Source organism: Nostoc sp. (assembly GCF_036916655.1).
Taxonomy (GTDB): domain Bacteria; phylum Cyanobacteriota; class Cyanobacteriia; order Cyanobacteriales; family Nostocaceae; genus Nostoc.
Genome location: NZ_JBALFY010000079.1, coordinates 70,384 through 92,039, shown reverse-complemented (window position 1 = coordinate 92,039; position 21,656 = coordinate 70,384). Strand labels below are relative to the sequence as shown.

At 41.9% G+C, this 21,656-nt stretch carries 21 protein-coding genes, 1 pseudogene and 1 riboswitch; of the genes and pseudogenes, 13 read left to right on the top strand and 9 right to left on the bottom strand.

What is annotated here, in order from left to right; genetic code table 11:
- Positions 1–2: 2 nt before the first annotated feature.
- Positions 3–1,655, bottom strand: a complete 1,653-nt coding sequence (locus V7L31_RS22345) for a metallophosphoesterase family protein (protein WP_334698293.1) — start codon at positions 1,653–1,655, stop codon at positions 3–5.
- Positions 1,656–2,032: 377 nt separating this feature from the next.
- The gene (ilvN, locus tag V7L31_RS22340; protein ID WP_179064652.1) at positions 2,033–2,551 is read right to left on the bottom strand and encodes an acetolactate synthase small subunit; all 519 of its coding nucleotides are present in this window, start codon (positions 2,549–2,551) and stop codon (positions 2,033–2,035) included.
- Positions 2,552–2,822: 271 nt separating this feature from the next.
- Here ilvN and V7L31_RS22335 point away from each other — a divergent pair, with 271 nt between their 5' ends.
- Complete coding sequence (locus V7L31_RS22335; RefSeq protein ID WP_334698292.1) at positions 2,823–3,188, top strand: BON domain-containing protein; 366 nt, start codon at positions 2,823–2,825, stop codon at positions 3,186–3,188.
- Between the two features lie 41 nt (positions 3,189–3,229).
- Here V7L31_RS22335 and V7L31_RS22330 read toward each other — a convergent pair whose 3' ends face one another.
- On the bottom strand, positions 3,230–4,183 hold the full coding sequence (locus tag V7L31_RS22330; RefSeq protein WP_334698291.1) for an alpha/beta fold hydrolase: 954 nt from the start codon (positions 4,181–4,183) through the stop codon (positions 3,230–3,232).
- A 163-nt stretch (positions 4,184–4,346) separates the two neighbouring features.
- The gene (bioU, locus tag V7L31_RS22325) at positions 4,347–5,366 is read right to left on the bottom strand and encodes a (S)-8-amino-7-oxononanoate synthase BioU (RefSeq protein ID WP_334698290.1); all 1,020 of its coding nucleotides are present in this window, start codon (positions 5,364–5,366) and stop codon (positions 4,347–4,349) included.
- Positions 5,367–5,945: 579 nt separating this feature from the next.
- Here bioU and V7L31_RS22320 point away from each other — a divergent pair.
- The 7 genes from V7L31_RS22320 (at position 5,946) to V7L31_RS22295 (ending at position 11,444) form a co-directional block, all read left to right on the top strand.
- Entirely contained in the window at positions 5,946–7,529 is a 1,584-nt protein-coding gene (locus tag V7L31_RS22320; RefSeq protein WP_334698289.1) for a beta strand repeat-containing protein, read from the top strand.
- A 303-nt stretch (positions 7,530–7,832) separates the two neighbouring features.
- Positions 7,833–7,931, top strand: coding sequence for a DUF6888 family protein (locus tag V7L31_RS32685; RefSeq protein ID WP_442944468.1), 99 nt, complete (start codon positions 7,833–7,835; stop codon positions 7,929–7,931).
- On the top strand, positions 7,928–8,143 hold the full coding sequence (locus V7L31_RS22315; protein ID WP_334698288.1) for a DUF6887 family protein: 216 nt from the start codon (positions 7,928–7,930) through the stop codon (positions 8,141–8,143). Before V7L31_RS32685 ends, V7L31_RS22315 begins: the two co-directional genes overlap by 4 nt.
- A gap of 75 nt (positions 8,144–8,218) precedes the next feature.
- A riboswitch (TPP riboswitch) is annotated at positions 8,219–8,315 on the top strand.
- Between the two features lie 7 nt (positions 8,316–8,322).
- Positions 8,323–9,696, top strand: a complete 1,374-nt coding sequence (gene thiC, locus V7L31_RS22310; protein ID WP_334698287.1) for a phosphomethylpyrimidine synthase — start codon at positions 8,323–8,325, stop codon at positions 9,694–9,696.
- Between the two features lie 93 nt (positions 9,697–9,789).
- Positions 9,790–9,933, top strand: coding sequence for a hypothetical protein (locus V7L31_RS22305; RefSeq protein ID WP_334698286.1), 144 nt, complete (start codon positions 9,790–9,792; stop codon positions 9,931–9,933).
- Positions 9,934–9,988: 55 nt separating this feature from the next.
- Positions 9,989–10,771, top strand: a complete 783-nt coding sequence (locus V7L31_RS22300; protein WP_334698285.1) for an ATP-grasp domain-containing protein — start codon at positions 9,989–9,991, stop codon at positions 10,769–10,771.
- A gap of 211 nt (positions 10,772–10,982) precedes the next feature.
- Positions 10,983–11,444, top strand: a complete 462-nt coding sequence (locus V7L31_RS22295; RefSeq protein ID WP_334698284.1) for a hypothetical protein — start codon at positions 10,983–10,985, stop codon at positions 11,442–11,444.
- Positions 11,445–11,493: 49 nt separating this feature from the next.
- Here the strand turns inward: V7L31_RS22295 and V7L31_RS22290 are convergent, their stop codons facing one another.
- From V7L31_RS22290 to holA, 3 genes are all read right to left on the bottom strand, one after another.
- A complete protein-coding gene (locus tag V7L31_RS22290) occupies positions 11,494–13,035 on the bottom strand; it encodes a phytoene desaturase family protein (RefSeq protein WP_334698283.1) in 1,542 nt (513 codons plus the stop codon).
- Between the two features lie 98 nt (positions 13,036–13,133).
- Positions 13,134–13,616 carry a DUF4168 domain-containing protein gene (locus tag V7L31_RS22285; protein WP_334698282.1) on the bottom strand — a complete coding sequence of 161 codons (483 nt, stop codon included), beginning with the start codon at positions 13,614–13,616 and terminating at the stop codon, positions 13,134–13,136.
- A gap of 109 nt (positions 13,617–13,725) precedes the next feature.
- Positions 13,726–14,715: a DNA polymerase III subunit delta gene (gene holA, locus V7L31_RS22280; protein WP_334698281.1), complete on the bottom strand. Its 990-nt coding sequence runs from the start codon at positions 14,713–14,715 to the stop codon at positions 13,726–13,728.
- A 204-nt stretch (positions 14,716–14,919) separates the two neighbouring features.
- Here holA and V7L31_RS22275 point away from each other — a divergent pair, with 204 nt between their 5' ends.
- Both V7L31_RS22275 and V7L31_RS22270 read left to right on the top strand, forming a co-directional pair.
- Complete coding sequence (locus V7L31_RS22275; RefSeq protein ID WP_334698280.1) at positions 14,920–15,708, top strand: DUF1868 domain-containing protein; 789 nt, start codon at positions 14,920–14,922, stop codon at positions 15,706–15,708.
- A 303-nt stretch (positions 15,709–16,011) separates the two neighbouring features.
- The gene (locus V7L31_RS22270) at positions 16,012–17,310 is read left to right on the top strand and encodes a chloride channel protein (protein WP_334698279.1); all 1,299 of its coding nucleotides are present in this window, start codon (positions 16,012–16,014) and stop codon (positions 17,308–17,310) included.
- Positions 17,311–17,363: 53 nt separating this feature from the next.
- Here V7L31_RS22270 and V7L31_RS22265 read toward each other — a convergent pair whose 3' ends face one another.
- Together V7L31_RS22265 and V7L31_RS22260 are read right to left on the bottom strand one after the other, a co-directional pair.
- Entirely contained in the window at positions 17,364–18,149 is a 786-nt protein-coding gene (locus V7L31_RS22265) for an RDD family protein (RefSeq protein ID WP_334698278.1), read from the bottom strand.
- Positions 18,150–18,191: 42 nt separating this feature from the next.
- Positions 18,192–19,037, bottom strand: coding sequence for a hypothetical protein (locus tag V7L31_RS22260; RefSeq protein ID WP_334698277.1), 846 nt, complete (start codon positions 19,035–19,037; stop codon positions 18,192–18,194).
- Between the two features lie 80 nt (positions 19,038–19,117).
- Between V7L31_RS22260 and V7L31_RS22255 the strand changes: the two genes are divergently transcribed.
- The 3 genes and pseudogenes from V7L31_RS22255 to V7L31_RS22245 all read left to right on the top strand — a co-directional run bounded on the left by V7L31_RS22255 (position 19,118) and on the right by V7L31_RS22245 (position 21,641).
- On the top strand, positions 19,118–20,104 hold the full coding sequence (locus tag V7L31_RS22255) for a stage II sporulation protein M (protein ID WP_334698276.1): 987 nt from the start codon (positions 19,118–19,120) through the stop codon (positions 20,102–20,104).
- 69 nt (positions 20,105–20,173) lie between these two features.
- A pseudogene (locus tag V7L31_RS22250) lies at positions 20,174–20,774 on the top strand (Uma2 family endonuclease).
- Positions 20,775–20,822: 48 nt separating this feature from the next.
- Positions 20,823–21,641 carry a DUF6745 domain-containing protein gene (locus tag V7L31_RS22245; protein ID WP_334698275.1) on the top strand — a complete coding sequence of 273 codons (819 nt, stop codon included), beginning with the start codon at positions 20,823–20,825 and terminating at the stop codon, positions 21,639–21,641.
- Positions 21,642–21,656 lie beyond the last annotated feature (15 nt).

Sequence of the window (21,656 nt, the reverse complement as noted above, 5' to 3'; positions counted from 1 at the left end):
TTTTATTCTAGAAGTGCGTTCAATTTAAATTCATCAAACTTCAATACTTCTGAATCAGGTTTGCGAGTGTCAAAACGATAACTACTTATCGTACCTGTCCCTGTATCAAAGATACTGAAAACCGTAATATCATTACTTGCAATATAAGGCATCGGCTTTCCATCTTCGCCTAGCAAGGGGGCAATTGTTGGCACTATCGGTTCTAATCCATTGGGATCGCCAACCTTAACATAATCCTCTTGATATCCAATTGGTACTTCTCGTTTTCTGTCACCCCAAGCAGCACCGTAACTATTACCCACATTGGATGTTTCTAGAAAGTGCATGCCACTTTGACTAACAAAGCGATTCCATAGATGGGAATGCCCATAAAATACTAATTGCACTTTAGCGGCTTCAAGTATTGGAACAACATCACGAATAATATAATCTGCGTCTTTAGGATATTCGTAACGGACTGCTTTGATATTATTACCATCCCGTTCAATTATTTGTACTGGTTCTGTATAGGCAGGGACTATATTATCACCTAATGTGTGGGGTGGATGATGGAACATCACAACTTTGTATTTCGCTTGTTTAAACTCCGCGCTGTTGAGTTCTGCCTCCAGCCAATTATACTGTTTGCTGCCTTTAGCAACTGGCTCATAAATTAGTTGTCCATAGCCCCAATTCTCAGGATTATTTAAGTCTTTTTCGGCTTCTTGATATCTACCCCTACGCTTGACATCTAAGCTGGGAGTCCGCCACATATTCGTAATGTAGAGTACCACCAAACGCACATCACCAAAGCTGACTGCATAATACTTTTTTCCACCCTCTTTACTTTTTGGTAAAGAGAAAATCTCTTCGTAGGTATTAGTATTAAAAGAATTATCTATTAAAGATTTATCCTGGTAGATTTTTTGAGCAACAACACGGGGAATTGTATCATCAAATTCACCATCTAAACTTTCTGTTCTGGCAAAGCGCCCCATCACCTCATGATTGCCAATGCAAGTAAACATGGGTGCGTGTTGAATTATTTGTCCACCGATGTAGGTTGTCTTAACACCATTGTGAGTCATGTCATAACTAGCACGACCTTGTAAACCGGGAAACAATGCACCACCACTACTATCATCAAACCATTCTGAGGCGCGATCGCTGACATTAACCAAATCACCAGCAAACCACACTCCATCAACTCTGCCAATTGTTTCTACCACCTTTTGCAGATTTGCAGAGGTCATGGGCTTTAATTGATGATCTGAAGTGAGTAAAATTTTGAGTGGCGTATCGGGTTTGGGAGTAGCTGTAAGGGTAAAAACATCACTGTTAACACTCTCGCCATCTTCTCGCACACTTGTAACGCGATAGTTTACCCGTAAACCAGGAGTTAGCCCAGTTACCTCAGCTTCATGTCGCCAAATGTCACGCTGGATGGGTTTTTGATCGGTTTGGCTGTCTTTAGTTTGGTTAGCAACTCTTGACTTTTGGTCTTCGCGCGTGCGACTGAGTTTAGTAATATTTGCTTTAGCAGTTTGTTTGAGATTTTCTCCATAGAAGACTGTGTGATTAACACCAGCAAACTCAGTAAACCAGACTACTCGCACTGAGTTTTCAGTTGGCAGTTGCAAAAATGGATCGGTGAGCAGTTGGGGTGCTGATGTCATAATTGTTTGCCCAAATGAACGCACACTTATCAGAGTAAAGCATATAACAAGCACAAGCATAACCACTGAGGATATTTTACGGCTGCTTTTACGTCTGAGCATGAGTAACATACCAAATTTTTTCGGGTATTAACTTACTGAACACAGTTTTGTTTTATTATCCAAGAAATAAATTATCCAATTTTGTGGGGTGGGCAACATGAGCGCCCAGTCTATAGGGCGCTCATGTTGCCCACCCCACAAGAGTTAATTGAATATTTTTTTATTTGGAAGTCCCTAAGCATAAAGTCATAGTAACAACTGCTACCATGACTTCTGCTATGTTTAATTTATGCGCTTGCTGTTGAGTATTTCTGAACCTTGATTTAAATTCCCAACTAAACCTTTGCTTCCAAAGATTTGAGTAACTCGGTATTGACGCCAGACTCACGAGTTAGGGCAATTTTGCCGGTGCGGGCGATTTCTTTCAAACCAAATTTTTGCAAAACTTGCACGATCGCTACCATTTTACCTGGATCTCCCACAACTTCTAAGGTGAGAGAATCTTCTGCCACATCCACGACTCGCGCCCGGAAAATTTGAGACAGTTCAATGACTTCTGAGCGATTGCTGGTACTAGCATTCACCTTCAAAAGCATCAATTCCCGCTCGACACAAGGAATTTCGGTAATATCCTGGACTTTCAAGACATTGACTAATTTGTACAGTTGCTTGGTGAGTTGCTCGATAATGCGATCGTCACCAGGGACAACCATTGTAATTCGAGAGACTCCTCCTTGTTCAGCAGGGCCAACAGCAAGGCTTTCAATATTGAAGCCGCGACGCGCAAATAAACCAGATATGCGGGAAAGAACACCCGCCTCATCTTCTACGAGAACTGAAAGGGTATGTTTCATCTTCGCCAACAGAGGCTAGAGCAGGAATTGAGTAACGCAGACACTAGCAAAAGGCAACGCTAGAACTACTACCGCACTAAATTTTCAGTGCGACCTCTTATTGTAAACTTAAGCGTTGCACTCATTGCATTCTCAATCGATAAATTGTTTAGAAATCCGACTACAAGCAAAAATTTCATTGAATGTATATCCTTTCATTGGCAGATGTGGCATTCTTGTAAAGCTTTTATACTCAAGCTTGATAAGCCTCTAACTAAGGAGAAAAGTTTTTATGGGTTGGTTACAAAGATTGTTTGGATTGGAAAAACCTGAAAATGCAGAAGTAAATCCGGCTCCACAGGCTATACAGCAAGCTCCTAGTAGTGATGTTGCTACTGCGACGCAATCGATACCCCCAGAACGTCTAGGATTAAGCGGAGAATATGACCAAAGTGGTTTAGCCAAACGGGTAGCGTTGGCATTTGATGAAGACCCTCAAATTGACGACGTTAATACCCTTTGGGTGGCTCAAACGGGTAGCACTGTAGTGTTGAAAGGTAAAGTTCCCAGTCAGGAAATTCTCAATAAGGTAATTTCCGTGGCGCGTTCAGTGAATGGCGCGACAGATGTTGACTCTAGTCAAACGACGATTGAGTAGGTATTGCTGATGCGATCGCACCCATTGCATAACCATAACATTTAAGGAATAATCAATGGTTGCCGACGCCTGCGGCGGGCTTCGTCTACGCCAATCCATTTCTCAATCCAGTCTAAAATCGCTTGGTTAACTAGTTCTGGACATTCATCATGGGGACAATGCCCGACATCCTCCAGATTCAGCACTTCCAATTTTTTGTTGTATTGGGCGAATTGGTTAGCAAGGGCTGGCGGCACAAATCGGTCTTTTTGTCCCCAAATTAACAGCATCGGAATTGTTAAGGTTGGTAATACTACCTTGACACTGGGACTAAAATTAATTCCGATCGCAGCTTTGAACAAAGCACTAAACGCCCTCGCAGAACCCCGATCTTGGGGAGGCCCTGCTAAAATTTCAATGAGTTCATCAGTAATCGCCTCTGGGTTAGCGTAAGCGATACCAGCCCAGCGACGCAGCACCCCAGGACGGCGCACGAAGTTAAATATAGGTTTAAGTATCAACGGCGAAGCAACAACATTTTTAATTGCTGTGACAAGTGGGCGCAACACAGGAGGAATTGCTTCTTGTTCTAGTGAAGGGTCGGGTAAACTCATCATTACCATACCCAGCACCATATCGGGGTGGGTGGCGGCGGCGGCCATCGAAATCAGTGAACCGTTAGAATTGCCTATTAATATCGCTGGTTGACGGATAAATGTTTTCCAGAAATCGTAAACTTGCTCAACCCAGAGTTCGATGCTGTAATTAGCTGCGGCTTTTTCAGAAGCGCCAAAACCCAACATATCGATTGCGTAAACTGTGTGATGTTCACCCAAAACTTCTAAATTATGTCGCCAATGACCAATGGAAGCGCCAAAGCCATGTAACAAAATTAGCGGTGTTGTATTGTGGTGATTTTGGCTAGAACGAATGTAAGTGTAGCGAGTTTGCCAGCCCCGCCAAATCCAATCCCTTTGATTACCAACTCTTTCTTGCCAGTGTACCGTAGTGGTCACACTTACCTCCGATTTATCAGCACTGAAGTTCTATTATAAGAATTGGGGATTGGGTATTGGGCATTGAGAAGAGGCAGAGGGGCAGGGTGCGGGGGGCAGAGGGGAAAACTCTTCTCCCTTGCTCCCTGCTCCCTTGCTTCTTTCCCAGTCCCCAGTCCCCTACTTACCTAACAAATTGCGGCATAATTTCGGCGGCGGTGAATATTCCATAGATGCCACGTTGGTGCAATTGTCTACCAGCTTTGAGATAGCCGAAGGCAGGGCCGCAGACATTGGCTGCCATACTGGTTTCATCTCCCAGGGTAAATGTATGGGTGGAAATCTTGCCTTCAAAGGTACGTCCTGTTACCTTCACATTGGTGCTGAGAGGCTTTTTGGGATTGCGGGTATCGACGACACCACCAACTGTAACGCGATCGCGTCCCACTATCCCAGCTACTTCTAACATCACATCATCAGCGTGTTCCATATTTGTCAAGGTAAGCACGCCATTAGTTTTATCTAATAGTGCTTCTACCTCGGCATCAGTCATCGCTCTAGCAGTTTCCACTGTGTAACCAGGCATGTGGCCGATATCTTCCCGAACAGTGGCGCGGTAAGCTTCCCAGTTAGCAATTCCCACCCCAAAGGTAATTTCAACTTGATGAATTTCGGCGTAGCTTTGGGCAGCTAATGCTGCTGCTGCTGTTAATAGTCCAGGTGTAGCACCGCATCCTGTCATGTAGGTAATTCCAGCAGCTTGTAGTTCCTCCTTCATCGCTAGGAGTTGTTCTACAGCAGTGGTGCGTTTAATTGCATCTACTAGTACCCCACGCCAACCAGATTTGATAAATTCCTTAGCGACATTGGGAATAAAGTCATTAGGTAGGTTGGGTAAAGCCAAAAAATACCCATCTACTTCAGCTATTTCGATTAAATCCTGAATACTTTGATTTGTTAATGTACCAATTGGCTCTAAATAACCCACCGAACCTTGGGCTTGATAGGTTACAACGGATTTTTCAGTATTTAAACCTTCAGCAGCATAAGCGTAACCTTTTTGGTCTGCTGCTGCGACTAAAATCATTTCTCGTTTGCCAGCAAGTACCTTGGCGGCTGCTTGTCCGAGTCCGCCAAAACCCAGTACTCCCACCCGTATCGCTGGCGAAATATTTAGAGAATTTTTGATTTGTTCAGAATTCATAGTCAATTCGTTAAGTTGAATCAAAAACCTTGAGTATTCGGCATCTCAGCTTCCGGTTTGTAACTGGTGGCTGATGGCTGATAACTCAAAGCTATAGAGATTAATTATGATTCATTATCCTGGGTTCTTTGACCTGATATTGCAGATATTTATCTGTTAGTGATCGCTTTTAACCCAACCCAGACATCACCTTAAGGCTTATTTAATCGGTGTTGCAAGAGTACATCTTACTTTTACAATTAGTCTTGATATTAGTAATAATACGCAAAAACTTACTCTAAAAAGTACAAACATCGACAATTAAGGTGAAGTATAGAAAATGCTATTCCAAGTAGTGACACTTAAATAAACAGACACTATAGTAATGAAATTAACTAATGCTCGTATGTAGCAGGTTAGCTGAATAATGCTTGTCAGCCAGTAAAAAGCTGAATAACACTGAAAAAGTAGTGTTTTCAGGTCGGCATAAACTATACCGAAAAAGCTAAATTTCGGCTAATTTGTTGTGCCTTAAAACAGCAATAACCGCATAGTTAATATCTCAAGTTTCTCAAAAATTGATTTGGGTAGATAGAAGTTATGACAATTATCAACGGTACTAACGCTAATGACAGCCTCTATGGCTTTGGCGGTGGTGACAGCCTTTATGGCTTCGGGGGCGATGATATCCTCAATATTAGCAATTCTTCTGGCAAAAACCTCTTAGACGGCGACTCTGAGAGCGATAGACTTTATGCTACAGCTACCACTGGCAATAATACCCTCAAGGGCGGAAGTGGGGATGATTATTTAGATGTTTCTAATTCTTCAGGAAATAACCTTTTAGACGGCGGTTCTGAAAGCGATCAAATTTATGCCACAGCTACCACTGGCAATAATATCCTCAAGGGCGGAAGCGAGAATGATTATTTAGATGTTTCTAATTCTTCAGGAAATAACACCCTCTATGGAGATACCGGAAATGATGAAATTTCAATTCAGGATAGTTTTGGCAAAAATACTGTTTTTGGCGGAACTGGTTCTGATAAATTTTACGCCTATAGAGTCAATGGTGCTAACACCCTGAATGGAGGAGATGGCGATGACTCTTTCTATTTAAGCGCCCCATCTACTCCCCCTTCTGTTTTAGTAACTCAAACGATAAATGGGGGTTCTGGTTCGGATTTTTTGGAAGTTAATTACAGTAACTACACTACCAAAGGAATCACCTCGACTTTCAATGCAACCACTAACCAAGGCTCGATTACAGCTGGTACGAGTCGAGTTAACTACAACAATATTGAACGATTCAATATCACCGGTACAGCCTACGCTGACAATATTGTGGGAGGCAATAGCGAAGATGTACTCAATGGCGGTACTTCTGGCAATGATACGATTAGTGGCGGTGGAGGTAACGATTACCTTGATGTTTCTTATTCGTCTGGTAATAACATCGTAAATGGAGGCGATGGTAACGATACCTTTTACGCATATTCAACCAAAGGCGCTAACACCCTGAATGGTGGAAATGGCGATGATTCTTTCTATTTGAGTGCCCCATCTACCGCCTCTGCTGTTTTGGTGACTCAAACGATAAATGGGGGTGCAGGTTCCGATCTTTTGGAAGTCAATTACAGTAACTATACTACTCAAGGAATCACCTCAACTTTCAATGCAACCACTAACCAAGGCTTGATTACATCTGGCACAAATCAAGTTAGCTACAAGAATATTCAACAATTAAATATCAGTGGTACAGCCTACGCTGACAAGATTGTAGGGGGTAATAGTGGCGATGTCCTCTATGGGTATAATGGCAACGATCTCCTGACTGGAGGAAGAGGCAATGATGTTCTGTACGGGGGAGATGGCACTGATACTTTTGCGTTCAATAATTACAATGAAGGCATTGATACCCTTGCTGATTTCAACCCGACTGATGAAGTTATTCAGGTATGGGCTGCTGGTTTTGGTGGCTCTTTAGCAGTAGGTACACTCTCTGCTAGTAAGTTTACCATCGGTTCAACTGCGACTGCGATCGCTCAACGATTTATTTACGACAATAATACGGGCGCACTGTTCTTTGATCGAGATGGCAGTGGTAGTGCCTTTTCTCAGGTGCAATTCGCGCAAATCAGTATTGGACTGTCACTAAGCGCAACCAATATCGTTGTAGTCTAATTGGATGAGCCAACCGTACAAAATTAAGGCGATCGCATAATACCTGGTAGTTAAAAGCTTTTACTTAAAGGGTGTGAGGAAGTGCGATCGCCTTTCGTATGATGTTCGAGTTACAGCTTGTTAAACTACAAGATGTTTGCACATTAATAGCCATAAATCTCAGCGATATGTCTATCTAGAAACTACGCCAAATTAACAGACTAAGGTATCACTTTAGCTCCATTAAATTACTATAAAATATAGATAAGCTTTTATATCAAAGGAGCGGCTATTCTTCCAACAGCAGCACAAGGGCTAAAATGTGTGGTGCGTCTGGATGAGCGCACTGGAAAAATATTCATCTTGGCTGGAGAAGATATAGAAATTCTGATTAGTCGTGATGGCAACTGGGAATATCCATGAGTAAACCAAACTTTGATGCTATGAGCAAGGCAGAATTACGCGCCTACGTCATTGCACACCAAGACGATCAAGAGGCTTTTTACGCACTTGCAGATCGTTTGACGGCAAAACCTCCCTCTGCGACTTATCCCGCTTCAATGACTCCAGAGGAAATCCACAAGGCAGTATTAGATATTATTCAACAGAAACAGCGTAGGCGCAGCCCGTCGTAGAAATCGCCAGACTCCGAAAAAACAGCATAAATTTTTCACACCCTTACCCCCAGATATAACCAAAGTGGTACACTACATCCATGCTAGGGGTGCCTACATAACCAGGCTGAGATCACACCCTTAACACCTGAGTCTGGGTAATACCAGCGGAGGGAAGCTGTTTATTGAGGAATGACAATATGCGGACAGAATGGGTTGCTAAACGGCGTGGGCAGGCTAATGTATCTCAAATGCACTACGCCCGCCAAGGTGTTATCACTGAAGAAATGCACTACGTCGCCCAACGGGAAAATCTCCCTGCCGATCTCATTCGTGAGGAAGTAGCGCGGGGAAGAATGATTATCCCAGCTAATATTAATCACACGAATTTAGAGCCGATGGCTATTGGCATCGCCTCTAAATGTAAAGTAAATGCTAATATTGGCGCTTCTCCCAATTCTTCTAATCTTCAAGAAGAAGTTGATAAGCTAAACCTAGCGGTGAAATACGGTGCTGATACCGTGATGGATTTATCCACAGGCGGCGGTAACTTGGATGAAATTCGTACCGCGATTATTAAAGCTTCACCTGTTCCCATTGGTACAGTACCGGTGTACCAAGCTTTAGAAAGTGTCCACGGCACAATTGAGAACCTGACTGCTGATGACTTTCTCCATATCATCGAAAAACACGCCCAGCAAGGAGTAGACTATCAAACTATCCACGCAGGGATTTTGATTGAGCATTTACCTTTGGTGAGAAATCGCATCACTGGGATTGTCTCTCGCGGTGGCGGTATTTTGGCGCGCTGGATGCTACATCACCACAAACAAAACCCACTTTATACCCACTTCCAAGACATTATTGAGATTTTCAAAAAATACGATGTCTCCTTCAGTTTAGGAGATTCCCTGCGTCCCGGCTGCACCCATGATGCCTCGGATGAAGCACAATTAGCTGAATTGAAAACCTTGGGACAGCTAACTCGCAAAGCCTGGGAAGATGATGTACAGGTGATGGTGGAAGGGCCTGGACACGTCCCAATGGATCAAATTGAGTTCAACGTCCGTAAGCAGATGGAAGAGTGTTCGGAAGCACCTTTCTATGTTTTGGGGCCATTGGTGACAGATATTGCTCCTGGTTATGACCATATCACTTCAGCGATTGGGGCAGCAATGGCTGGATGGTACGGAACTGCAATGTTGTGCTATGTAACACCTAAAGAACATTTGGGTCTACCAAATGCCGAAGATGTCAGAAATGGTTTGATTGCCTATAAAATAGCAGCTCATGCGGCTGATATTGCTAGACATCGCTCTGGTGCAAGGGATAGAGATGATGAACTTTCTAAGGCGCGTTACAACTTTGATTGGAACCGTCAGTTTGAATTATCACTCGATCCAGAGAGAGCTAAGGAATATCACGATGAAACTCTACCAGCAGATATCTATAAAACTGCTGAGTTTTGTTCGATGTGTGGGCCTAAGTTCTGCCCAATGCAAACTAAGGTTGATGCTGATGCGCTGACAGAATTAGAGAAGTTCTTGGCGAAAGAGCCTGTGACTCAAAGCTGATACCATTTTAGACATCTCCAGAAATTAAATATGCGTCACCCATAACCCTTGTAGAGACGTAGCACTGCTACGTCTCTACATTCTTTTTCGGAGATGTCTAACCTACGTTTAATGCACTATTTTAAGCTTGCCATGCCATTAATGTACGTTACGGATATTCATCCTAACGCACCTCAAGTTCGAGGTGATGTTGTTACACTGCGCGATAATTATCATTATGATTTACTAGTGATTTGATTTTTTGAAAGTCCTACTATAATCAGTAATTACCTATATATTCAATCTAAATACCGTGAGATTTCTTTTTCCCAGTGATTACTTCAATCCTAAGAAAGCGGATGCAGCATACTTGGAGCAAGTTGCTTGTATACAAAATGCTGGGTTTGCAACTTCCGTTATTTCTTTGGAGTCTCTGGGATCTGATTCATCAAAAATTATCCCAGTTCCTACTCCTGATTCAAAAGTGATTTATCGTGGTTGGATGCTCTCGCCCTCCGATTATGAGCTATTAGTTGGGGTTGTAGAGAGTACAGGAGCAAGTGTCTTAACTTCTAAAGCTGAGTATTTAGCCACACACTATCTGATAAACTGGTATCCCCTGATTACTGATTTAACTCCAGAGACTAAATTTTATTCCGTCGATGATGATTTAGAAACTGAGTTGAATCGACTTGGCTGGAATAGATTTTTTATCAAAGATTATGTTAAATCTCTCAAAACCTCAGTTGGATCGATGATTGATAAAGCTTCGGAAATCGAAACAGTGGTTGTCGAAATGCAGAGGTTTCGAGGCAGTATTGAGGGAGGTATTTGTGTGCGGCGGATTGAAGATTTTGTGCCTGAAACCGAGAGGCGTTACTTTGTCGTATATGGTAAACCTTTTGCCGCTTTACCAGATGAAGAAATTCCAGAGATTGTTTCTGAGTGTGCCAACCGGATTAGAAGTCAGTTTTTCTCTGTGGATGTAATAGATCGTACAGATGGTACTAAACGGATTGTAGAAATTGGTGATGGTCAAGTATCAGATATTGTTGGATGGACGGCTGAACGTTTTACTCAACTGTGGGTAGTGTGATAATTACCTGAAACCCTTTGTACGGACAATTTATGTAGATGTCAAGCGGCTTCCCGTAGGGCATTGTCCCTATCCCAATTCTTTAGAGTTCTTGCAAAATTCGGATGCTCCCTGTAAGTAAGCCTTAGCATCAAATTGCCTACTAGATTAGTAGTCTAGTAAAATTAGCAATTGATAAATTTTGCAACTTAATTCAAAGACTATATAAATCATGAACAACAGAATTGAGAAAGGTGACATAGTACTGATAAATAAAAGTGGAAAATATTACAATCAAATTGGTGAAGTTATTGGGGTAGATTACAATATTTTCTTCGTCAAAATAATCACGGTAAAGTTAGATAATCAAGAAGAAACCTTTGAAGAAAAAGATTTACAATTACAAACGAAAAAGCCAAACTTACAAGAAATCATTGCATCAGTAGACAAAATTCTAGAACAAGTTGATCGGATTTCTCACTTGCCGACAAAAGAGAAAGTAGAGTTACCCAACCGTCTGAAGTATCTTAAATTAGATATTCCTAAACTAGATAAGCAGTTGATTGAAAAAAACTTTGACAGTATAGATAAAATACTTACAGTAGCAAGAGAAGCAGACTCTTCAGCAAGCTTTTGGCAGGAAATAGATTCTAATTTGGAGAAGATAAGTTGGTGGATTAGAACAAGTTTGTAAACCAAGAAGTAAATCGGCAAGAATAAATCAAACTATAGCAATCTGAAAATTAAATACACTTGATATCCTGAAGCATAGCTAAATGCTTATTAACAGATGTCAGGGTATTGGCAGCAATCATCCCACTGGCGGCGACTGCTGGTAAACCAATACCGGGAAATGTCGAGTCTCCACAACATATCAATCCTGCTAGAGGTGTGCCAGGGCCAGGAAACATACCAGATCCAGCCGGAATTGCTGGGCCGTAGGAACCTTGATGACGGCGCAGAAAACGTTCGTGAGTTAGAGGTGTACCAATAAGTGTGACTTCGCAACGAGAGCGAATATCTGGAATGATCCGCTGTAGCGCTTGCCACATTACTTCTGCACGCGATCGCTTTTGTTCGGCATATTCTTCTTTTCGTCTATCCATTCCCTGCCAGATAGCATACGGTTCATTACCAGGAGTATACACATGAATCACGTGTTTACCTGGTGGTGCTAGAGATGGATCGAGAATTGAAGGAATTGATATAACTACAACATTTTGAGGTGCGCTTACGCCCAATTCCCAGTTATTAACGACGATGTAATGACACCGCAAATTTGACTGTAATCCTTGAGCATCAATGCCTAGATGTAGATGCATAAAGCTGTCGCACTCAGGCGTTGCCTGTCGTTTTGTGCGGTACTGTTTAGGTATTGCCTTTTCTGGTAGTAGCTTCAGTGTGTCCCAAACCGAAGCATTAGAAATCACTGCTTTACTTGCCCGAATTTCCTGGCGATCGCGCAGACGCACACCTACGGCGCGATCGCCTTCTACTAGCACTTGCTCCACATGAGCGCCCAATCTCAGCTTCCCTCCGTGACGCTCTAGCCCTTGTACAAGGGTATCAACTAAAGCACCACTACCACCAATGGGATATTCCAGTACTGCATCTGGTCGATACCAATCCGCAAACATAAATGCTACCTCTGCGGCACTAGTACCATCTGCGGGCAGTCCAGAAAGCAGAAAACACAGCAAATTTAGCCAGTTTCGAGTAAATGGGTCTTTAACAACATCATTCATAATCCGGCTGAAGGGGCCTGTCAACTTGATGATATCTGCCAGATGTTTAACCAAAGATGGAGCAAAGGGGGCTACAGTTCTAGCTGCACCAAGATCAAAGCGTAATGCTGCTGGTGGTATGGAAATTGCTGCACTAGCGAATGGTTCCATAACGCGCTGGAGTTTCTGCCATTCAGTTACAGCATTCTGACCACGGAATTTCATCAGTACTTCACAAAATTGTTCGGCACCAACTGATGTGTCAAAATCACCTTCTGGTAGACAACAGCCCCAAGTATCGTAAGTTACGCATGGTAGTTCAGAACCAATGGCATCTAGCACTTGTCGCAAAGGGTTAGCAGAGGGGCTGTAAGAAAGTCCAGAATAGAGGGAAGGGCCAGAGTCAAATTTGAAACCGTTGCGCTCAAAACTATGGGCGGCACCACCAGGAATAGAGTGGCTTTCGCAGACTATTACATTAAAGCCATACCGTGCCAAAAGAGCAGCACAACTTAAACCGCCAATACCACTACCAATGACAATTATATCTGTGTTCTGCATCTCTCTATTCTATGTTTAATCAAGGCAATTTAAAGCTCGTTTGTGTTGTCGGGAAATGCTATAACTCACTACGAGCTTTGGTTTAAAGCCTTTCATACTTACCGAGACTCAGAAGGTTGTTGCAGGCGTAATAGGGTGTTGTAAACTTGCCTCTTTAAAATAGTATTATTTTGGAGTTCTATAGTAATTTTGTTGAACTGTTCAAATTTTAAACCATTATCTTCGACAATTTTTTGAGCGTGGGTACAGTAATTTACTGCGATATCTTGAGCCTTCTTTGGAAGACCATTTATGCTGTTAGGATCGTTACAAACAATTTTAGGAATTTCTCCATTGCCAATAAGTTTTTTAATTTCTCCAAAGGCATTTTGACGGGCTGGTTCCATTGCTAGCACGGCTTGAGCGTAGCTGTCAATTTCACTATTGTTAACGATTGGTGCTGGAGTTTGACCATAAGCTTTTGAACTGAATGAAAAAGCGTTGGAAATCACACCCACAGTAGCGATCGCACCGAAAAGGAATGATTGTGTAAGGATTCGCTTTCGGCTAGTTCGAGAAAATAAATCGGAAATTTTCTTCATATAGTTTGTGATCCAGAACTACATCAGGGATATTATAAGGACTTTGAATTATTTTCGGAGTTGGAAGTTCCGGTAACTGTTCAATACATCAAGTTTTTATATTTGATTGTCAATTTCCTCGGCATACTTGACAAAGTTCGATTATTTTAGTCTGGAGTGTTGATGTTTCTGATGCTCCTTGCTTGAGGTTCACTTCTAATTCTAGTAGTAGGGGCAAGCAAGAGATTAACTGTTGCACAGAAAGCAATCTGATTTCTTGCTGTAAGAAATAGAGCCGTTTGGGATTACCGATATCAGCAGCCTGAGCGATCGCTTGTTGATTGCGCTCACCACTTTCGATCATAATCTTCACCCATAGCCAGGTGCGAAATTGTCCAATCAGTGTAGCAACTATCCGTAATCCCGGCTCGGAAGCATTGCTCAAATCTGCTAAGGTTGTCAAAGCTTTAGCTGTATCTCCTGTTCTGATTGCTGCTGCTAATTGTAAGCTATTTTGAGTAGTATTTCTTACTAACTTTGTAATGGTATCTGTATCTAAAGGCTGATTACTACCTTGGGCATATAGCCGCAATTTCTCCAACTCATTGTAAAGAAGCCGTGTATCATTCCCTACGGATTCTGCCAACAGTTGGGCAGTATTGGCAGTTAGTTTAACACCCACAGTCTGGGCTGCTTGAGTAACAGATTGCACCAGTAATTCTGTTTTCCAAGGGGGAATCAGGGGAAATTCTCGGAATTCGGTGGCAAACTGTTTTAATAATTTCGTAGATTTGAGGCGTTCATCTGGCTTGTTGCGGCTGGTGAGCAATAAAAATGAGTTTTCGGGAATCACAGGTAGCGATCGCCCCAATTCTGCCAACACGTTCTCTGGACAGTGCTGACACAGGCTTGTATTGATCAGCCATACCAAGCGCCCACCAGCCCCAAAAGTAGGCGTCATGACCTGATTTAGCCCCTGGATAGCAGCATCAGCTTGATCGGGGGAGAAGGCAGTGTAGTTAAAGCTTGTCCATTGAGGATCGAGGACGTGATCGCGCAGCATAGCGATCGCCTTTTCCATCGCAAAATCATCTTCACCCCAGTAAACATACATTGGCATAGATAAACCTCTTAGTAGATGGGCATGGGGCATTGAAAGAGGCAGAGGGGCGGGGTACAGGGTGCGGAGGGGAAATTACTCTGTCCCCAGTCCCCAATCCCCATTCCCTATTCCCAAAAATTAAATAAATACTTTTGAAATCATTCTGTTAATTAAGGTAATTTTCCCTAAAATCTATCAAGTGAGAGCGTGAGGCTATGAAGATTGGACGACAACTATCAAACTTACTTAAATCGGTTAGCACGACTAACGCTGCCAGAAGCCTACAAATCCCAAGCCCAGCATATTCAGGAATCTTCTAAATTTCAGCTACATTCTGGGCTGAGACAAGCAGCATCCTTTCCTGGCTATACCCTAATTACCCCGCCTGCGGCAGAAGAATCACAAAACTCTGCTTTCTATGCCAAATTACAGACTTACCAACAGGAACTTTTACAGTTGCCTGTAAACTGTAATTTGATTGTACCTGTACCTCCTGCTAGCTTCCATCTGACTTTAGCGGATTTAATTTGGGATCACGCTTATCTTGACGCCTACGAAAAAAATCCCAAATTTGACGAGGAGTTACATTCTTGTTTAGCTGAAGTGTTTCAGCAATATCAACAATTGATGACAAATAGGAGTCATCCAATTCAATGGCAAATGCTGGGACTGATACTGATGCCAAGAGCAATAGCCGTTTGTTTAGTACCTCAAGATGAACGCTGCTACGAGGAAATTATTAAATTTCGTCGAACAATTTATCAAAATCCCAAGTTAATTGCTTTGGGTATTGAGCAGCATTATCATTTTACAGCCCATGTTACATTAGCCTATTTTGGGGAGGTTTCATCTGACTTAGACCGCATAAGCTTCAGCACAAGGCTTTCGGAATTGAATGAGCAATGGCTGTTGAATTTGCCAGAATTTTCGATCGATCGCGTCGAGTTGCGAAAGTTTGATAACATGACACGCTATTATCGCGAACCAGATTGGCCGATTTTAGATTTTTAAGTAATTAGTTAGTAGTTAATTGTCAGTAATTTCCACTCCCTGATAACTGACTACTGATTATTAGTTATCTCTGCCGAAAGTTGACAGCCTCGCCGGGCTAAAGCCACGGTGATTCTGGAGTAATGAGTAATAAGTAATAAGTAATGAGTAAATACCCATTTTTCATCTACTCATTACTCCTTACTCATTACTTTTAACTTTATTTTAAAAGCTCTTTTTTATGATGATCCAGTGAACTAAATAGCCTTTACGATCAAAAACGTAATATTCTATATTCTTCGTTTCACAAATAGGAAATAAGCTGTGTTACCAAAAAAGCCCACCGCTACCAATCAAACTCAACGCTGGACATTTGCTCAACTTTTTGGACTGGTAAAACGTAATCCCTTGATGATTTCACAGTGGCTAATCCTCTGGGTAGCTGTGGGCACTGCTGGTGGTTTATTTGCTGCGTTGTACTGGAATGTTTTAGAACTTTTAACTCACCAGTTACAGCGGTTTGAAGGTTTTAGCCTTCTGATCGTGATGCCACTAGCCGGTTTAGTTATTGGGCTGGTGATTCATTTATTGGGAAATCCCGGTGAAATTGCCGTGATTGTTGATAATATCCATTTTCGCGGCGGACGCTTAGATTCTCGCAAAAATCCCTCAATGATTCTTGCTTCTCTAATCAGCATATCGGCAGGCGGTAGTGCTGGGCCAGAAGCACCACTAGTACAAGTAACAGGTTCTTTTGGTACTTGGGTTGCCGATCGCTTAAAACTCCAGGGTGAAGACCTCAGAACTATCAGTTTAGCAGCGATGGCGGCTGGCTTCACCGCTTTATTTGGCGCACCTCTTGGCGGTGCAATGTTCGCCCTAGAGATTTTACACCATGAGCATATTGTGGAATATTACGAAGCCTTGATGCCAGCTATTGTTTCAAGTTGCGCTAGTTATCTAGTATTTGCAGCGATTACACATTTGGGAATTGCACCCACTTGGCATTTTCCCCAATACCACCTAGAAAAGATCGATGATTTTGCGATCGCTATCATATTCGGAATCATTGGGGCGGTGGTGGGATGGATTTTTATGGGCATTTTTCGCGGCTGCGATCGCCTGTTTGCTCGAATTCCCGGCCCCATTTATGTACGCACAACATTAGCAGGGTTTGCGCTTGGCACTTTAGCAGTTTTATTACCCCTAACCCGTTATTTTGGACATGAAGAATTAGAGTCAGTTCTCACTACTAACTTTGGTGCTGTTTTTCTCTTAACTCTTGCTCTTGGTAAAATGGCTGCCATTAGCTTAACGGTAACTGGTGGGTGGCGCGGTGGATTCATCATCCCCCTGTTTTTCACTGGTGCTTGTATTGGTAAAGCAGTAGTAATCTTAATTCCGGGGCTTAATTCCACTCTTGCCATGATTTGTACAATGGCAGCTCTGAATGCAGCCGTAACACGTACACCTATAAGTACGACTTTGCTACTGTCAAAGCTGACTAATTTAAGTCCTTTTACACCAATCCTTTTTGCCAGTTTAATTGGATTTTTTCTTGCGCCCAAAATTCCCCTGATTTCATCTCAACTGAAGTCCCAGACAGAAGTTACTGAATTGTAGCTAGGGTACTGTGCTAATTACGGGCAATTATGTTTTATTTAGCTATCTCTAACCTAAAATTCCGGTTTTTGATAACCGAGGTAAATTGCTTCTAAAAAAACATCAGGTGTAACAGTTTCCGGCAATTTTTCTAAATTAATAATAGCTACAACTTGCTCGGCTAACTTTAGAGATAATGAAGCTCTTGCCTTGAATGACATTGCACCACGTCGCTGCAAATATTCACGAATAACTGCAAAATCATCTGGCATCAATGGTGATAAATCGGCAATCTCTACTAACTGTTTATGGAGTGTTTTTGCCTGTTCTGAAATTGTCAATGTTGCAGATGCAGTGGGTGTTTGGGCTTGAATTACAATTGTGCCAGCAGCCAAATCACCTAAGCGCTTTTCGCGGCTACCTAACATAATTAAAAAAGCGCCAATAAACAAAGTTTCATCAAAGGGTCGCAGTAAGGCGCGTAGTGTTGCTTGTTGTAGTCCGATGAGTCTACCATCATCTCGAACTACGCGAATTTTAGCAACCCGTTTACCAGGAGTTTGACCAAACCATAAGGTTTCAAAAAATACAAAATAGCCGATATAAATTGCAAATGCAATCAGGAAGAAAATTGCTATTAACCAAACTCCTACATTTCGAGCATTCGTAATTAAGCCTTCAAAAAAATTGAAGAGTTGTGTTGAAAAGACAGTCCAGGTAAGTAAAAATACAAGCAAGGTTACAATCAAGATTGTATAGTCAATCAGCAGTGCCAAAGCTCGATTACCGATTCCCGCTAAAGTAAATTCCAACTCTACACTTTCTGGAGTCTGGAATGTGATGCGATTAAAAAAGCGCATATAACTAATTCAAAATTAATAGAGTTGGATTAAGATGTTGAGTTAACGAAAATCTTGCAAGGGAGGTTCTCTTAATTGCAAGCCTAGACCTTCACGCCGACTACGCAAGTCCAAGTATAAAACAGCTTTTAGTGATTGCCAGAATGGCATGATTAAAACTCCACCGATCAAGCTTCCAATCACAGAAATAAGATAGACAATCGAGTAAATAGCAGTACCAGGCTCAAGCCTGAGTAGGAATAAGCTAGGTATATAGTTTAATACAAACACCAACGGCAATGTCACGATAAAACCAACTAAAACAACGCCCTGAATGCGAAATGCTGAGGCTTTAGTTAACTCCCAACTTCTGGCAACACTTTCGCCACCATTGATATTTTCCTCAACTGCTAACGGCACTTCAGCTACTATCCAACGAGAGTAGAACCAAGTTATTCCCGACAATATAATGCCTGCTGTCACAATTATTGCCAATGTGGTTGCGACTATAACACCCGCACGACCTAATATTCCTCCAAATAATGCTACCAGCAACGCAGACAGCATACCGCCCATGATCGCTAGTCCCAAATAAATGAGAGCCAAAGATATACCGACTTGGAAAGCAACCCTTAAAAATGACCAAAGACGTGGATTAATATGGCTGCTGGCTGTTTGGACACCTTCAGGTTGGTAAATCAATTCTCCAAAAGCCAAGCGTGAAATTAGTCCAGAGATAGCTGCATATTTTGCCCAACCATACACAGGAACTAGAACCCACAAGTGTGCGATCGCAGCCAGGTTAAGATAAGTCTTTAGATGAGAACGATACAACCGTACAGCAGCACTAACAACGTTACCGACACTCAGTGGTTGTATCTGGCCGGAAGATCCAAAGTTTTCAGACATAATGATAAATTTCCCTTGAAATTACGGAGATGAATTTGAAGCTATCTTAAGCTAAGTTAAATTCAGTATTCCCAAAATTCATGAATATTCAACGTTGGATTGCACGACGAGAACCAAATTGGCAGCGTTTAGATGCCCTATTAAAGCAGATAGAAAAAAAAGGGTTAAAATCCTTACGAGCAGCAGAGATTAGAGAGTTAGCGAGTTTATATCGTTCAGTCGCGGCAGATTTGGCACGTGCCCGCACTCAGCAAATCGGCAATACTTTGATCCAAAGTTTACAATCTTTAACAACTCGTGCCTATACGCAGATTTACCAAGGTTCCCGGCGACAGGAATGGCAGGCAATCCTAGAATTTTACCGTTGGGGATTACCATCTGTAGTCCAGAAATCTTTTGTATACATTGCTGCGGCAACGGCGCTATTTTTACTAGGCGCACTAGTGGCTTGGTGGTATTCCTGGCAAAACCCCAGCTTTATGCCTTTGATTGTACCTGAAAGCTTGATTACCAAGGTGCGAGATGAGCATAAATTATGGATGGGTTCAATTGTCGGTGTTGAACCTCTAGCATCCAGTGGTATCACGATCAATAATCTGTCAGTGTCTTTTGGGGCTGTCGCTGGTGGCATGACGGCTGGAGCATACACAGCCTATTTGATGATATTTAATGGCTTATTAATTGGTGCTGTTGGTACTTTAGTTGGTCAAAATAATCTAGCTTACCCTTTTTGGGCTTTTGTGTTTCCGCATGGTTCCTTGGAATTACCCGCGATCTTTTTTGCTGGAGGTGCGGGATTTTTATTAGCAAGAGCAATTTTGTTTCCTGGTAAATATCGCCGTGGGGATGCACTGAAATTCTACGGTTCTCAAGCGGCGCAGCTAGTATTTGGGATTGTACCAATGTTGATTATTGCTGGTGCGATCGAAGGCTTTTTCTCCCCTAATCCTATTGTACCCGATGCAATTAAATATCTGGCAGGGATAGGATTATTTATACTTTTAGTAATGTATTGTAGCCGCAAGCAAACAGGAAATAATTTAGGTAATGACAGATTAGTAAATTGAAAAGATATTTTAGAGTAAGATAAATACTAACTATGTAAAAAAATATCATAAGTTGAAGCTAGGATAATTATGGTACAAACACCAAATAAAATATTGACTATAGAAGAGTTTCTCGCACTACCAGAAACTAAACCATATTGCGAGTAAATCGATGGTAAAATCATTCCAAAACCTATGCCTCAAGGAAAACATAGCACTATTCAAGGAGAACTTTGTCATACAATAAATTCTGTTATCAAAGTGCAAAAAATGGGTTGGGCTTTTCCAGAATTACGTTGCACTTACCCTTCGGGAAGCCGTGCTTCGCACGTCTATGCAGGACGTTCCATAAGTTCCCGATGTTGCTGTATTCTCTTGGGCAAGGCTTCCTGTAGATGAAAATGGTGATATTTCTAATACATTTGCCGCAGCACCCGACTGGATAATCGAAATTCTCTCCCCCAAACAAAGCCATATAAAAGTTACAAAAAAAATCTTACACGCTCTCAATCACGGCACTCAAATGGGTTGGTTAATTGACCCTGATGAGCGATTCATTGCTGCTTATCCTGCGGGACAACAACCTTTACCTTTTGAGGAAATTGAGTCTGTTTTACCAGTGCCAGAGTTCTGCCAGGGGTTACAGTTGACGGTAGGTGATATTTTTGGATGGTTAAAGGTGACTGTGTAATAAACATTTTGTTTAACCCAACTTACTATTTTTATACTGAAAATATATATGCCAAAATGCATCATCACTGAACTATCTGATGAACAAGAGGCAATCCTTCCTGTCTATAGAGATAAGTGGCTATCAATAGAAATATCAACTGAATCAATTGAGCAAGAAAAAGTCGCAGCAGTAATCAAAGCTGCTTATGCGGTGAGTGATTATCCTGAGCCTGAGATATTATTCTATAGCAGTCCTATGACCGCAATTGAGGAGATTATTACTATTGAGAACTTTAAGGCATATCTAGGGCGCGAGATCCACATCAAATTCCTTAAAAGAGTAGTAGATCATCTTATATATGGAATAAAGCAACAACTTGCCGACTATCTCTTTATCAGGTTGCGGAACCAAGTTCAATACCCTGAATTTCCGTACTACTCAACTGAGAGTCATCCACTAGTTTCATACTTTCCATACACAGGAAGATGTCTTGAACATCAACTAATTGCCGACCTCGACAAGCTCGATCTTGAATTTACTGATATTTCATACTTTACAAACAACCTGACTAGACCAGCAGAACGGGCAATTTTGGGTTGTATGCTAGATTTTTGTATATCAGTTCTTAACCTTCAACACGACAAGAAAAAATGGAATGTAGTTCAACAGTTGATGCAACATTGTGGTTTTATATTCCAATTTGAAAAGGTTTGTATAGTCTGCGATCGCCCTTGCAAGTTGTCTTTTGACGAAGAAAATATGCTTCATGCTGAAGGGGAACCTGCTCTTCAATTTGCTGATAGCTATAGTGTTTATGCTTGCCACGGAAGACATCCTTCTCAAGAAGAACGATATTATGAAGAGCAAGATTCTGAATCTGCGTAGATACACTTCATAAAT

Coding starts and splice junctions, on each gene's coding strand:
- V7L31_RS22285 (WP_334698282.1), bottom strand. CDS start 13,616: ATGAAGAAAATTTCCGATTTATTTTCTCGAACTAGCCGAAAGCGAATC.
- V7L31_RS22245 (WP_334698275.1), top strand. CDS start 20,823: ATGCCAAAATGCATCATCACTGAACTATCTGATGAACAAGAGGCAATC.
- V7L31_RS22295 (WP_334698284.1), top strand. CDS start 10,983: ATGAACAACAGAATTGAGAAAGGTGACATAGTACTGATAAATAAAAGT.
- bioU (WP_334698290.1), bottom strand. CDS start 5,366: ATGAATTCTGAACAAATCAAAAATTCTCTAAATATTTCGCCAGCGATA.
- V7L31_RS22255 (WP_334698276.1), top strand. CDS start 19,118: ATGAATATTCAACGTTGGATTGCACGACGAGAACCAAATTGGCAGCGT.
- V7L31_RS22335 (WP_334698292.1), top strand. CDS start 2,823: ATGGGTTGGTTACAAAGATTGTTTGGATTGGAAAAACCTGAAAATGCA.
- V7L31_RS22260 (WP_334698277.1), bottom strand. CDS start 19,037: ATGTCTGAAAACTTTGGATCTTCCGGCCAGATACAACCACTGAGTGTC.
- V7L31_RS22290 (WP_334698283.1), bottom strand. CDS start 13,035: ATGCAGAACACAGATATAATTGTCATTGGTAGTGGTATTGGCGGTTTA.
- thiC (WP_334698287.1), top strand. CDS start 8,323: ATGCGGACAGAATGGGTTGCTAAACGGCGTGGGCAGGCTAATGTATCT.
- V7L31_RS22320 (WP_334698289.1), top strand. CDS start 5,946: ATGACAATTATCAACGGTACTAACGCTAATGACAGCCTCTATGGCTTT.
- V7L31_RS22315 (WP_334698288.1), top strand. CDS start 7,928: ATGAGTAAACCAAACTTTGATGCTATGAGCAAGGCAGAATTACGCGCC.
- ilvN (WP_179064652.1), bottom strand. CDS start 2,551: ATGAAACATACCCTTTCAGTTCTCGTAGAAGATGAGGCGGGTGTTCTT.
- holA (WP_334698281.1), bottom strand. CDS start 14,715: ATGCCAATGTATGTTTACTGGGGTGAAGATGATTTTGCGATGGAAAAG.
- V7L31_RS22265 (WP_334698278.1), bottom strand. CDS start 18,149: ATGCGCTTTTTTAATCGCATCACATTCCAGACTCCAGAAAGTGTAGAG.
- V7L31_RS22345 (WP_334698293.1), bottom strand. CDS start 1,655: ATGACATCAGCACCCCAACTGCTCACCGATCCATTTTTGCAACTGCCA.
- V7L31_RS22305 (WP_334698286.1), top strand. CDS start 9,790: ATGTCTAACCTACGTTTAATGCACTATTTTAAGCTTGCCATGCCATTA.